This is a genomic window from Nitrosomonas sp. Is37 (genome assembly GCF_033063275.1).
Taxonomy (GTDB): domain Bacteria; phylum Pseudomonadota; class Gammaproteobacteria; order Burkholderiales; family Nitrosomonadaceae; genus Nitrosomonas.
Genome location: NZ_JAWJYP010000021.1, coordinates 1 through 11,843 on the forward strand (window position 1 = coordinate 1; position 11,843 = coordinate 11,843).

Below are 11,843 nucleotides of genomic sequence, written 5' to 3' on the forward strand. Positions count from 1 at the left end.
TTAGAAAATTGCCTTTGCGGGTGCGGCGCGTAACATCAAAATCTGAAAAACTCATATAAATTACCCCAACAACATGATTTGATGAGTAATTATCCCATCTCATCAGCTAAATTTGTTTCTGACCGTGCAAAGTTCTCCCTTAGTGTCTGCTGCGTTCGTTGAGCGCACTATGCGGGGCGTCTCCGCTCACCGTGCCTCCATCACACGCAACACCGGCTGCCCGCTCACGTTTTTCAAGGGGAAATAGGAGCGGTGCGTGATCGGATCGACTGCTACGACATGTGCATTCGGTCCGAGCCTGCCTTCACCGATTTTTGTAACCTCCGCGTTTTTCACGCTGAACATTGAAACAATGCCAGCCTCCCCCGCAACGTAGAGGGTTCTTGAAGCCGTGTCGAACGCCAGCACATCGGATGCAACGGACGCAGAAGTGGAGATTGCAGCCAAGGCAGCCTACGCGCATGAGTTTATCGTTGACCTGCCGCAAGGTTATCAAACACATTTGGGTGATGCAGGTTTAGGATTGTCAGGTGGGCAGAAACAGCGAATTGCGATTGCTCGTGCCATTTTGGCCAATGCGCCGATTTTGTTGTTGGATGAAGCGACCAGTGCGTTGGATGCAGAAAGTGAATATTGGGTACAGCAAGCGCTATCACAGTTGATGGCGCATCATACCACGATAGCAATTGCACATCGCTTGAGCACTGTGAAATCAGCAGACAGGATCGCAGTTCTTAATCATGGACGTTTAGAAGCGCTAGGCACGCATGCGGAATTGGTAGCAACCAAGCGAACTTTATGCACGATTGGCAGCGCTGCAGTTTGACCTGAAATGAATGAGTGGTAGAGCACTGTAAGCTAATCTACCAGCTTTCATTGTTTTTTTCAGCTGCACTGGGACTGCAAGCTTCGCATGCAGGATCTTTTTTTAAGTTGATTGTTCGCCATTTCATTGTCAGCCCATCGAGTAAAAGTAAACGACCGCTAAGTGTTTCGCCAATGCCCAGCAAAACTTTGATTGTTTCTGCTGCTTGCGTGCAGCCGATGATTCCGGCTAAAGGTGCAAATACACCCATGACAGCACAATTGGGATCATTATCTTCGCCAGAAAGGGGAAAAAGACAATGGTAACAGGGATTGTCGGCATAACGCAGGTCAAATACGGAGACTTGTCCGTCAAAGCGCATAACAGCACCTGAGATCAGAGGTTTTTTTTGAATAATACAAGCCTGGTTGATGGCATGACGAGTGGCAAAATTGTCACTAGCATCTACCACTGCATCAGCAGAAGAAAGCAGATGTACCAGCATTTCTTCTGTTACCTGCTCTTGTAAGGTTATGATTTCGACCTCTGGATTGATATGGTGAAGAGTCCTTCGGGCAGAAGTCGTTTTAGGTTCACCAATAGCGTCGGTGTAATGGATGATTTGCCTTTGCAGATTGGTTAGGTCGACATTATCTTTGTCGCAGATAACGATTTTTCCGATACCACTAGCAGCAAGATAAAGCGCAGCAGGAGAACCCAGTCCCCCTGCCCCAACGATCAGTACACATGATTGCGTTAGTTTTTCTTGTCCCCTTACATCAATCTGAGGCAGCAAGATATGGCGACTATAACGCAATAGCTGACTGTCATTCACGATCCTCCCGCCTCACTTTTCAGCTATTGCATTGCTAAGGAATTAACTACTTTTCTTTGCAGTTTTTGTAGATTTTCTTTTTGTTTCCCCATCTTTCAGATGCTGAATGGCTCTGGTAAGCAAAAGATCATCACTAGAACCAAACTCAAGAGGGGTAGTTCTTTTCTTAGTGGTAGATTTTTTGTCTTTGGGTTTATCTTCCGATCCATTGGCTTTCTGTGAATCTGCATCAATTTTCATGACTTCATCAACTTTGTTACTACGCAGATGCCGACTAAGATCTGATTCACGCAATTGCCGGGATGCATCATCCGTTTCATCGATAATATCCGGCGTGATACCCTTAGCTTGAATGGATTGTCCGTTAGGTGTGTAGTACCGGGCTGTTGTCAGTTTAATTGCGGTATTGTTGCCAAGGGGCAGGATAGTCTGCACTGAACCTTTGCCAAATGTCTGAGTGCCCATGACGATGGAGCGTTTGTGATCCTGTAGCGCACCTGCAACAATTTCAGAGGCGGAAGCTGAACCCCCGTTTACTAGTGTGACCATGGGTACTGATTTAATTGCCGGTGGTAATCCTGTCAAATAATCTTTACCTGGTCCACGCAGATAATATTCAGGACTGGCCATGAGTCGCATTTTTGCATCGCTTGTGCGTCCCTCTGTATAGACGACGAGCGCATTAGTTGGAAGAAATGCTGCCGATACGGCCACAGCGCTGTTGAGTAATCCACCAGGGTCATTTCTTAAATCAAGCACTAACCCTTTCATGGGAATTTTGCTTTCCTTGAATAGCTTCTCAATTGCCTGGGCTAGATTTTCACCCGTATGTTCCTGGAATTGTGTGACTCGCAAATAACCATAGCCAGGCTCAACTAATTTTGCTTTAACGCTTTCAATTTTGATAATGGCGCGCACCAATGTGAATACCAGCGGCTCATTTTCACCTTCTCGAGCGATAGTAAGTGTAATCGAGGTATCAGGTTTGCCACGCATGCGTTTGATCGCCTCGTTAAGGGTCATACCTTTCACTGCAGTATCATCCAGTTTGATGATCAGATCACCTGTTTTGATACCAGCCCGAAATGCTGGCGTGTCTTCAATGGGTGAAATGACTTTGACCAAGCCATCTTCCATGGTAACCTGGATGCCGAGTCCACCAAATTCACCTTGGGTGCCGATTTGCAGTTCTTTATATTCTTCGCTGTCCAGATAGGCAGAATGCGGATCCAAGCCAACCAGCATGCCGTTGATGGCTTCAGTGATAAGTTTCTTATCATCGACTGGCTCGACATAATCGCTTTTAATGCGACCAAATACCTGGGTAAAGGCTCGTAATTCTTCGATTGGGAGAGGAGGCAATTCCGTTTTGAGTGCTTTATCAGCCACTGCGGAAAAGTTGAGACTGATCATTACTCCGGCAGCAACTCCCAAGAGGATTAAACTGAGTTTCTTTATAAAATTATGCATCACGTATTCTCCGCGCCTATCAACTTTACTATTTTTACCATAAATTTCATTCTGTTTTTACCCAAGTCAACGGATCAAATGGTTTACCCTGGTGTCGCAATTCAAAGTATAAACCTGATTCACGGTGACCACCGCTGTTTCCTACAGTGGCTATCGTATCGCCACTTCGAACTTGATCGCCAACACGTTTGTAAATAGCTTCATTGTAACCATAAAGACTCATATAGTTGTTGCCATGATCCAAAATCATAAGGTTACCAAATCCACGCAACCAATCGGCAAATACAACTTGTCCGCTCGCTATTGCTTTCACCTCATTGCCATTTTGGGAGCGAATAAATAATCCTTTCCATTTAATTCCTCCCTCCTGCCGTGGACTGTCAAAGCGGTTAACAAGTTCCCCTCTTATTGGTAATCGTAGTTGACCTTTGAGTGATGCAAATGAACGTCCGCTGGCAGAAGAATCAGGAAGTAAGCTGTTATGGAGCGAAGATTGGGAAGATTTATCCGTGACTGGGGGCGTAGACTTTTTTTGGCTAAGCAGTCTATCGATTTCTTTTACTAGATTAGACAACCGCTGCTCATCACTTTTGAGCTTGCTGATTTCTTGCTGTTGCTGGGTAATTTCTTCGGAAAGATTTGCTAGAATTTCTTCTCGTTTGATTTTTTCTTGTTCTAGTTGTTGCTTTCGTTTAGTTTGCTCAGTTTGAATTTTTACAATTTCTTCTTTTTTTGTGTGACTCTCGTGAGTTAATATGTCCAATTGTTCAAGCTGAGTACGTAAGGTATCAATATTTTCAGAGCGTGCTCGCTTGAGGTATCCATAGTAATGAAGATTGCGTGCTATTTGATTGGGATCTTGCTGTTTGAGCAGCAACTGCGTGTAATCTTGCTGTCCGTTTATGTATTGATAGTAAAGCATCTTACCGAGTTGCTCTTGCTGCATTTTAATTTCACTTTGAATTTGTTTAGATTGATCCAATAATTGATCAAGACTGTTATTGGCGTCAATCAGTTGCTGAGCAAGCATTAGCAATATTCGATTGGTTTTGCTAATAGTGCGTTCTGATTCGCGTAAAGCATCTGCTGCTTCAGTTTTAGATGTTTCCTTGCTTGCCAGATCTTTCTGTAAAGCTTTAATGCGATTTTGTAACTGCTTTAAGTCTTTGCTGGCTTGGGGGTTGGCATAAAGCTGGCCCGTGCATATGAGAGCTAAAAAAAACGTAATGATTTTGCGCAGTGTATCACTTCCATTGGAACACATGATTTATTTCAGATATATCGTGCACAATGTCTATGGGTGCACGATTTTCCAGATACGTTAAGTTAAACATCCGCTTTGGTCTGGTTTTTTACAGTTGATATGGCTTTTTCAATTTCAGCCAAGTTACCGAGATAGTAGTTGCGAATGGGTTTTAAGTTATCGTCTAGCTCATAAACCAGAGGAACGCCAGTAGGTATATTATAGTTAAGAATATCTTGATCTGAAATATTATCAAGATATTTAATGAGCGCTCGCAAGGAATTACCGTGCGCTACGATAATTGCGCGTTGCCCCGCTTTGATTTGCGGCGCAATAGTTTGGATCCAAAAAGGTAAAAATCTAGTGACTGTATCTTTGAGGCTCTCAGTCAGAGGAATATCCTGCTTGGATACATTGCTATAGCGAGGATCAAAACCGGGATAGCGTTTATCATCAATTGTAAGAGTTGGAGGCTGAATATCGTAGCCACGCCGCCATAGTAAGACTTGTTTTTCGCCATAACGAGTAGCTGTTTCTGCTTTGTTCAACCCTTGTAATGCGCCGTAATGCCGTTCATTTAATCGCCAACTAAGATTAATTGGAACCCACATCTGATCCATTTGATCAAGTGTAATCCAAAGTGTGCGAATGGCACGTTTTAGCACTGAAGTATAAGCTACATCAAAAATAAATCCACTCTCTTGCAAGAGCCGACCAGCAGATCTGGCTTCTTCCTGTCCCCTTGGGGTTAAATCTACATCTGTCCAGCCAGTAAAGCGATTTTCTTTATTCCAAATGCTTTCTCCATGCCGCAGGAGAACGAGTTTTTTCATGTTGACCTTCAAAAGAAGAAGCGAGTAGTTTGTAAAAGCGATTGATGTACCACAATTTTATTATATTTTGACAAAGAACGCAGCATGTCCCTGTGATCTTCATTGTTTTTTGTTGTATTAAATTACTTTATAGTCATATAAAAATATTATTCCATTTTTGCTTAAGTGGTTATTAATATAGTCAAATTCTAATAAAAATCTTGAGGATAAAATTGTGTAAAGCATGTTGTGGATTATCAGCGTTTTCATGATGAGTTATTTTGCTATTATCGTCGCTGTCAGATTTTAGATTTTTTAAGAGATCGAGATTCTTGAATGTTACTTTGCTAAAATAATAAGTTATTAAAAACTGAATGACGAGAACTGGAACGGGCGCTTACTTATATGGAATCAACCTTTTTACAGGATAATGTTTTTTTTATTATTGCTGCTATGATGAGTGGCGGTATGTTGTTATGGCCAATGCTTTCACGCAATTCTGCTAAAGAAATAGATGCTCAGAGAGCAATCAGGCTTATTAATTACGAAGATGCGGTAATCCTTGATGTGAGGGATGATCGTGAATATGCTGAAGGTCATCCTCCGAATTCTAAACATATTTCTGTTGAGAGGATAGGGGATCGCTGGCATGAACTGGAGAAATTCAAGGACAGACCTATTGTTGTGATATTTCAACCTGGCCTACGTGCAGGTCATGCTGGTGCAGTTTTACGTAAAAATGGCTTCAAGAAGGTTTACAATCTTAGCGGTGGTATCGATACATGGCGACGAGAAAATCTTCCAATGGTAAAAGATCGCTAAAATGGGTAGAAAGTGAATATGGCAAAGGTAGTCATGTATGTATCAGGTTTTTGTCCTTATTGCGCGATGGCGGAGAAATTGCTGCGATCCAGAGGTGTTGAGGAAATTGATAAAATCAGAGTTGATTTACATCCCGATCAACGTACTGAAATGATCAAAAAAACTGGGCGACGCACCGTACCTCAAATCTATATTGGGGAAACCCACATAGGAGGCTATGATGATCTTGCGCGACTCGATCAGCAAGGGGGAGTCATAAAACTGTTATCAACCTGATTTTTTAGTGATGCTCTATCGTTTAATAATCTTTATTATCAATTATTCCAATTAGAATCTAATATGAGTGAGCAACAACCTGTATTTGCCATTGAGAAAATTTATGTCAAGGATCTTTCCCTTGAAATTCCAAATGCACCGCATATTTTTCTTGATCGGGAGGTTCCTGAGATTAACTTACAGCTAAGTACTCAAGATACATGTATTGAGGGAGATATATACGAAGTTATGTTGACGATCACTGTTACTTCTCGAATTAAGGAGAAAACCATGTTTCTGGTTGAGGCTCAACAGGCTGGGATCTTTCGGATACGTAACGTGCCGGGAAATGATATTGATCCTGTACTGGGGATCGTATGTCCAAATATTTTATTTCCTTATTTGCGTGAAACTGTGTCGGATACGGTGGTGCGCGCAGGATTTCCTCCAGTCATCCTTAATCCAGTCAATTTTGAAGTCATTTATCATCAGAAAAAGCAGCAGGCTGAATCAAAAACCGAGATGACTCAAAAAACATCTGAAACAGAAAGCGTCCATTAAAAGGAGGTTCACTTGCTACAAAGAAGGGGCTTGATCGAAAGTTTCTTTCTGTTTTTTTTGCTTATTTTCCCGTGTTGGAGTGTGGCTGCAGAAACAGAATTTTTTTCTGTCTCAGAGAATGCTGTCATAATGTATGACGCTCCTTCGCTGAATGCTGAAAAATTATATGTAGTAAGTCTTCATCTACCGCTAGAAGTAATAGCGAAAGTTGAGGGATGGGTGAAAGTACGCGATAGTAGTGGTGGGGTTGCGTGGGTAGAGAGAAAATTTCTAAGTGATAAGCGCTTTGTTATTGTGACTGCTCCATTAGCTGATGTATATCAGTCGCCAGATGTTCATTCGCCCTTACTTTTTCAGGCCCAAAAAAATGTGGTTATAGAATGGTTAAGCTCCGATGTTGCCGACTGGGTTAAAGTACGTCATCGTGACGGTCAGATTGGTTATATCAGATCTAATCAGGTCTGGGGCTTATGAATATTGCCATATTAGGAGCAGGTGCCTGGGGCACAGCCCTGGCCATCAATCTTTCAGTAAATCATCAGGTCACATTGTGGACGAGAGATCAGAACCAGTTGGCTGAGCTTTTAGCGCAGCGGGTCAATCGACGCTATCTTCCTGATTTATTTTTACCTGATTCCTTGAAATTGACATCAGAGCTTGAGCTTGCTGTCAAAACTGCTGAATTTATTCTGATTGCTGTTCCTGTTGCTGGATTGCGTGAGTTATTGCAAAAAATTAGAGTAATAAGTAAAGCATTGCCAATAATTCTTGGATGTAAGGGGTTTGAGGCGCAATCGGCGTTGCTGCCTCATCAAATAGTGCAGGAAGTTTATTCTGAAACAGCGCCCTGTGGTATTTTATCAGGCCCAAGCTTCGCACAAGAAGTAGCGCAAGGATTACCTACAGCACTAACATTAGCATCAGATGACGATCAGTTTTCTAAATATATTATTGGTAAAATTCACACAACTTGCTTACGTATTTATTCGAGCAACGATGTGGTTGGTGTAGAAACCGGTGGAGCTATAAAGAATGTTATTGCAATTGCCACTGGGATTTCTGATGGATTAAAACTGGGCAATAATGCACGGGCAGCATTAATAACACGTGGTTTAGCAGAAATTACGCGTCTGGGCGTGGCATTGGGTGGCTGCAGAGAGACATTTATGGGATTAGCCGGCATTGGTGATCTGATTTTAACTTGCACGGGTGACATGTCGCGTAACCGCCAAGTAGGGATGCTGTTAGCTGCTGGCCAATTGCTACCTGATATTTTACAGAAAATCGGTCATGTAGCAGAAGGAGTGCATACTGCACGAGAGGCGGAGCGAATGAGTCGACACTTAAAGATCGAGATGCCCGTGACACAAGCAGTATGTAGTATTATTTATGATGGTGTGCCTGCTGAAATGGTAGTTAAGAAAATTCTCGAACGTGAACCGAGAACAGAGTTTGATTGATAGTGCTTATAATATGCCTATAGGTGTTGAGTAAATTTTAAATTCTGGCGGTAATCATCTCTTTTTTTAAATGTGATTTTGTCGAGTTTAGCTCCTTGGGCCTGATGTGCTGTTCTTAAGAGATAGTCTCTATATTTTCTGGATAAAAATACCCAAAAAAAAGAAATTTTAAGGTAATGACTTGACCAGGCGCAAATGGCTTGATATAAGGGCGTTTGCAGAACTTTTTGTTTGTGATTTAACTACCACTAACCCAATAACGCACAAGGGGAATTAAATGAACAAATCTGATCTTATCGATGCCATTGCAGAGTCTGCTGGTATTTCTAAAGCATCTGCAGGAGATGCATTAAATGGTGCGCTATCTGCGATTAAATCTGCGCTTAAAAAGAATGAAAGTGTCACCTTAGTTGGTTTTGGAACCTTTAAAATAGGAAAAAGAGCTGCACGTACTGGTCGCAATCCCCGTACTGGAGAAGTCATAAAAATCAAAGCAGCAAAAGTACCAAAATTCACCGCTGGTAAAGCACTCAAAGATGCGGTAAACTAAGCGTTATCTTACAGAGCAAGGTTGGGTGCTTAGCTCAGCTGGTAGAGCGTCGCCCTTACAAGGCGAATGTCGGCGGTTCGATCCCGTCAGCACCCACCAATCAGCGAGCAAGAGTTAGGTTTTTTATAGGTTAGGAGTGGTAGTTCAGTTGGTTAGAATACCGGCCTGTCACGCCGGGGGTCGCGGGTTCGAGTCCCGTCCACTCCGCCAACTCCTTATTAAGGGCGAGCTTAAAATAGTATATTAGTGTAGCCTTCCTTCTCATTTTTTACTTCACTGGGTTTTAGCTGTGTTTGATTTTGTTCATCAAAAAAAGATCATCGTTCAGGTTATTCTGTTACTAGCTGTGTTGCCATTTATGTTTTGGGGTGTGCAGTCGTATCGTACTGATGGTCAAGAGAGCTATGTCGCAGTTGTTGAAGGTGAAGAGATTCCGCGAAGAGAATTTGAACAAGCGCTTAGGAATCAACATGAGACCATGCGTAATATGCTAGGGGATAAATTCGACAGTACCATGTTTGATAATCCTCAGATGCGCTTGGCAGTATTAGAAAGTTTGATTCAGAAAAAATTGCTAAAACGCGAAGCAGCCAATGTAGGATTAACTGTTTTGGATTCACAATTAGCACGCGAGATTCAGAATATTTCAGCTTTCCACGAGGATCAAAAATTTTCTTATCAGCGTTATGAGGAGTTGTTGCGCCGTCAGGAAATGACGCCAGCAATGTTTGAATTACGTGTGGTAGCTGAGATTATGCAGCAGCAATTATTGGAAGCGATTACCAGAAGTGCAATGATTCCAGACATTGTAACCCGGAATGTAGCTCACTTAAGTGAAGTGAAGCGTGAAATAAATCAAGTTAAGATTGAGCCGCAACATTTCGTATCGCAGATTACCCCGGATGAAGCGGCAATACAGTCTTACTATGATAATCATCAAGCAGATTTTCTTCTGCCCGAGCGAGTGCGCATTGAATATTTGGTATTGTCTTTAGAAGAATTGACTCAGCAAGAAGAAGTTACAGCAGATGAAATTAGAAATTATTTTGATGAACATCAAAGTGAGTTCGGTCAAGAAGAACAGCGAAAAGCCAGTCATATTTTAATCACTGTTCCTGCAACAGCTTCTGATGATGAAAAAGCCACGGCACGCGATAAAGCGGAGAATTTACTGGCGCAATTAAAAGTAGAGCCAGAGAAATTTGCTGAACTGGCAAGCGAGAATTCGGAAGATCAAGGCTCAGCAAAAGTAGGAGGAGATTTAGGTTTCTTAGGACGTGGTATATTGGTTAAGGAATTTGAAGATGAGCTATTTCAAATGCAGCCTAATGAAATTCGGGGTCCTGTTGAAACAGCTTTTGGCTTTCATATCATTAGACTTTCTGAAATAAAACCAGCGAAGATAGCATCCTTGGAAGAAGTAAGAGATGATATTGAGCAGATTTTGAAACGCCAGAAAGCAGCAAGCAGTTTTGGTAAAATTGCGGAAGATTTCAGCAATATAGTATACGAGCAAAGTGATTCTTTGCAGTCAGCTGCAGAAAAATTTGGCTTGCCAATAAAGCAAAGTGGGTGGATCGATAAAAAATCGAAGGAGCCTGCAATCGTTACTAATGAAAAACTGCTGCAAGCAATTTTTTCAGACGATGTAATTAACGATAAACGCAATACAGAAGCGATAGAAGTCATGTCTGATACTTTAGTTTCTGCCAGAGTATTGGAGCACAAATCAGCGGCGATTCAATCATTAGATGTGGTCAGAGATGAGATCATCGATCGCGTTAAGAAACAGCTTGCCGCTGAACTGGCTGAACAAGAAGGCAGAGCAAAACTAGCTCAATTACAGGCTGGTGAGGATGCCTTAGTTTCATGGGATGATGCTAAAGAGGTATCTTATATGCGACCCCAAGGAATGGAGATAGATACTTTGCGTACTATTTTCCAGACAGAAATTGGTAAATTACCAGCTTATACAGGTATAACGGGATCAGACGGAAGTTTTAATCTGATCCGTATTAATCGTGTTATTGAACCAGTATCTTTGGATAAGGCTCAATACCAAGTTTTTAGTAATCAGTTAAAACAGATGATTGTTCAGGAGGAATTATCATCGTATCAGCTTGGCCTCAGGCAGCGATACGATGTTAAAATCCGAGAAGAAAGCTATTGATAATGTAATAGATTATTATTCCTCAAGATCAAAAGCGATTGTATTAAATCCGGCATCAACATAAGTAATTTCGCCCGTAATACCACTGGCTAAGTCACTACAGAGAAAAGCAGCGACATTACCAACTTCCTCAGTTGTAACGTTTCTTCGTAATGGCGCAACTTTCTCAGCATATCCCAGCAGCTTACCAAAACTGGCTATGCCAGATGCCGCCAGTGTTTTAATCGGCCCCGCTGAGATCGCATTTACGCGTATACCTTTTTTACCTAGACTGGAAGCCATAAAACGTACATTTGCTTCCAGACTGGCTTTAGCCGGGCCCATTACATTGTAACTTGGCATAACGCGGACAGCGCCCAGATAACTGAGCGTTAGAAGTGCGGCATTTCTTCCTTCCATTAATGCCAAACCAGCTTTTGCTAATGCTGCAAAGCTATAAGAGCTGACTTCATGAGCAATATTGAATGCTTCACGATTAACGCTTTCAAGATAATCACCCGCTAATGCTTCGCGTGGCGCAAATGCGATAGAGTGTACAATACCATCCAATCCATCCCACTCTTTGGCCAAATCTGTAAAGCATTGATTAATTTCTTCATCATTTCTGACATCGCAACGAAACAGCAAATGGCTGTCAAAATCACCAATCAGTTTTGCAACGCGATCCCTTACATCTTCTCCTTGAAAAGTAAAGGCAAGTTGTGCACCTTCGCGCTTCATGGCTTTGGCTATACCATAAGCGATAGATCGATTGCTGAGTAGTCCGGTGATGAGGATACGTTTATTGTCTAGAAATCCCATAATATGTTTTTCTCCTAGTCGAATCTGGAATTATAACCTAAGGATTATGATAAAGAGGA

The 11,843-nt window shown here is 42.1% G+C and carries 12 protein-coding genes, 2 tRNA genes and 1 pseudogene; 10 read left to right on the forward strand and 5 right to left on the reverse strand.

The genetic code is table 11. The features are described 5' to 3' along the window. Positions 1–412: 412 nt before the first annotated feature. Positions 413–836 (forward strand): annotated as a pseudogene (locus tag R2Q26_RS10465) (ATP-binding cassette domain-containing protein); the annotation flags it as partial. 27 nt (positions 837–863) lie between these two features. On the opposite strand, the gene R2Q26_RS10470 reads toward R2Q26_RS10465, so the two are convergent. From R2Q26_RS10470 to gpmA, 4 genes are all read right to left on the reverse strand, one after another. Continuing rightward, entirely contained in the window at positions 864–1,640 is a 777-nt protein-coding gene (locus R2Q26_RS10470; RefSeq protein ID WP_317536222.1) for a HesA/MoeB/ThiF family protein, read from the reverse strand. A gap of 42 nt (positions 1,641–1,682) precedes the next feature. Further along, positions 1,683–3,110, reverse strand: a complete 1,428-nt coding sequence (locus tag R2Q26_RS10475; protein WP_317536223.1) for a S41 family peptidase — start codon at positions 3,108–3,110, stop codon at positions 1,683–1,685. 46 nt (positions 3,111–3,156) lie between these two features. Further along, on the reverse strand, positions 3,157–4,374 hold the full coding sequence (locus R2Q26_RS10480; protein ID WP_317536224.1) for a murein hydrolase activator EnvC family protein: 1,218 nt from the start codon (positions 4,372–4,374) through the stop codon (positions 3,157–3,159). 62 nt (positions 4,375–4,436) lie between these two features. Beyond that, positions 4,437–5,186, reverse strand: coding sequence for a 2,3-diphosphoglycerate-dependent phosphoglycerate mutase (gene gpmA / locus R2Q26_RS10485; protein WP_317536225.1), 750 nt, complete (start codon positions 5,184–5,186; stop codon positions 4,437–4,439). A gap of 384 nt (positions 5,187–5,570) precedes the next feature. Here gpmA and R2Q26_RS10490 point away from each other — a divergent pair, with 384 nt between their 5' ends. The 9 genes from R2Q26_RS10490 (at position 5,571) to R2Q26_RS10530 (ending at position 10,983) form a co-directional block, all read left to right on the forward strand. Next, the gene (locus tag R2Q26_RS10490; protein ID WP_317536226.1) at positions 5,571–5,987 is read left to right on the forward strand and encodes a rhodanese-like domain-containing protein; all 417 of its coding nucleotides are present in this window, start codon (positions 5,571–5,573) and stop codon (positions 5,985–5,987) included. 18 nt (positions 5,988–6,005) lie between these two features. Beyond that, complete coding sequence (grxC, locus tag R2Q26_RS10495; RefSeq protein WP_090568150.1) at positions 6,006–6,263, forward strand: glutaredoxin 3; 258 nt, start codon at positions 6,006–6,008, stop codon at positions 6,261–6,263. A 63-nt stretch (positions 6,264–6,326) separates the two neighbouring features. After that, entirely contained in the window at positions 6,327–6,803 is a 477-nt protein-coding gene (gene secB, locus R2Q26_RS10500; RefSeq protein ID WP_090568147.1) for a protein-export chaperone SecB, read from the forward strand. Between the two features lie 12 nt (positions 6,804–6,815). Next, complete coding sequence (locus R2Q26_RS10505) at positions 6,816–7,277, forward strand: SH3 domain-containing protein (protein WP_317536227.1); 462 nt, start codon at positions 6,816–6,818, stop codon at positions 7,275–7,277. Beyond that, positions 7,274–8,263, forward strand: a complete 990-nt coding sequence (locus tag R2Q26_RS10510) for an NAD(P)H-dependent glycerol-3-phosphate dehydrogenase (RefSeq protein ID WP_317536228.1) — start codon at positions 7,274–7,276, stop codon at positions 8,261–8,263. The genes R2Q26_RS10505 and R2Q26_RS10510 overlap by 4 nt, the downstream gene beginning before the upstream one ends. A 277-nt stretch (positions 8,264–8,540) precedes the next feature. Continuing rightward, positions 8,541–8,813, forward strand: coding sequence for an HU family DNA-binding protein (locus tag R2Q26_RS10515; RefSeq protein WP_090568142.1), 273 nt, complete (start codon positions 8,541–8,543; stop codon positions 8,811–8,813). Between the two features lie 23 nt (positions 8,814–8,836). After that, a tRNA-Val gene (locus R2Q26_RS10520) sits at positions 8,837–8,912 on the forward strand. 34 nt (positions 8,913–8,946) lie between these two features. Beyond that, positions 8,947–9,023: transfer RNA gene (locus tag R2Q26_RS10525), tRNA-Asp, on the forward strand. Between the two features lie 79 nt (positions 9,024–9,102). Further along, positions 9,103–10,983, forward strand: coding sequence for a SurA N-terminal domain-containing protein (locus tag R2Q26_RS10530; RefSeq protein WP_317536229.1), 1,881 nt, complete (start codon positions 9,103–9,105; stop codon positions 10,981–10,983). A 15-nt stretch (positions 10,984–10,998) separates the two neighbouring features. Here R2Q26_RS10530 and R2Q26_RS10535 read toward each other — a convergent pair whose 3' ends face one another. Beyond that, positions 10,999–11,784 (reverse strand): SDR family oxidoreductase, encoded by a 786-nt coding sequence (locus R2Q26_RS10535; RefSeq protein WP_317536230.1) that lies wholly within the window; start codon positions 11,782–11,784, stop codon positions 10,999–11,001. Between the last annotated feature and the right edge of the window lie 59 nt (positions 11,785–11,843).

What these genes read in the sequence shown, in the direction of transcription:
- R2Q26_RS10475 (WP_317536223.1), bottom strand. Translation starts at nt 3,110, where the DNA reads ATGCATAATTTTATAAAGAAACTCAGTTTAATCCTCTTGGGAGTTGCT.
- R2Q26_RS10480 (WP_317536224.1), bottom strand. Translation starts at nt 4,374, where the DNA reads ATGTGTTCCAATGGAAGTGATACACTGCGCAAAATCATTACGTTTTTT.
- gpmA (WP_317536225.1), bottom strand. Translation starts at nt 5,186, where the DNA reads ATGAAAAAACTCGTTCTCCTGCGGCATGGAGAAAGCATTTGGAATAAA.
- R2Q26_RS10490 (WP_317536226.1), top strand. Translation starts at nt 5,571, where the DNA reads ATGGAATCAACCTTTTTACAGGATAATGTTTTTTTTATTATTGCTGCT.
- grxC (WP_090568150.1), top strand. Translation starts at nt 6,006, where the DNA reads ATGGCAAAGGTAGTCATGTATGTATCAGGTTTTTGTCCTTATTGCGCG.
- secB (WP_090568147.1), top strand. Translation starts at nt 6,327, where the DNA reads ATGAGTGAGCAACAACCTGTATTTGCCATTGAGAAAATTTATGTCAAG.
- R2Q26_RS10510 (WP_317536228.1), top strand. Translation starts at nt 7,274, where the DNA reads ATGAATATTGCCATATTAGGAGCAGGTGCCTGGGGCACAGCCCTGGCC.
- R2Q26_RS10515 (WP_090568142.1), top strand. Translation starts at nt 8,541, where the DNA reads ATGAACAAATCTGATCTTATCGATGCCATTGCAGAGTCTGCTGGTATT.
- R2Q26_RS10535 (WP_317536230.1), bottom strand. Translation starts at nt 11,784, where the DNA reads ATGGGATTTCTAGACAATAAACGTATCCTCATCACCGGACTACTCAGC.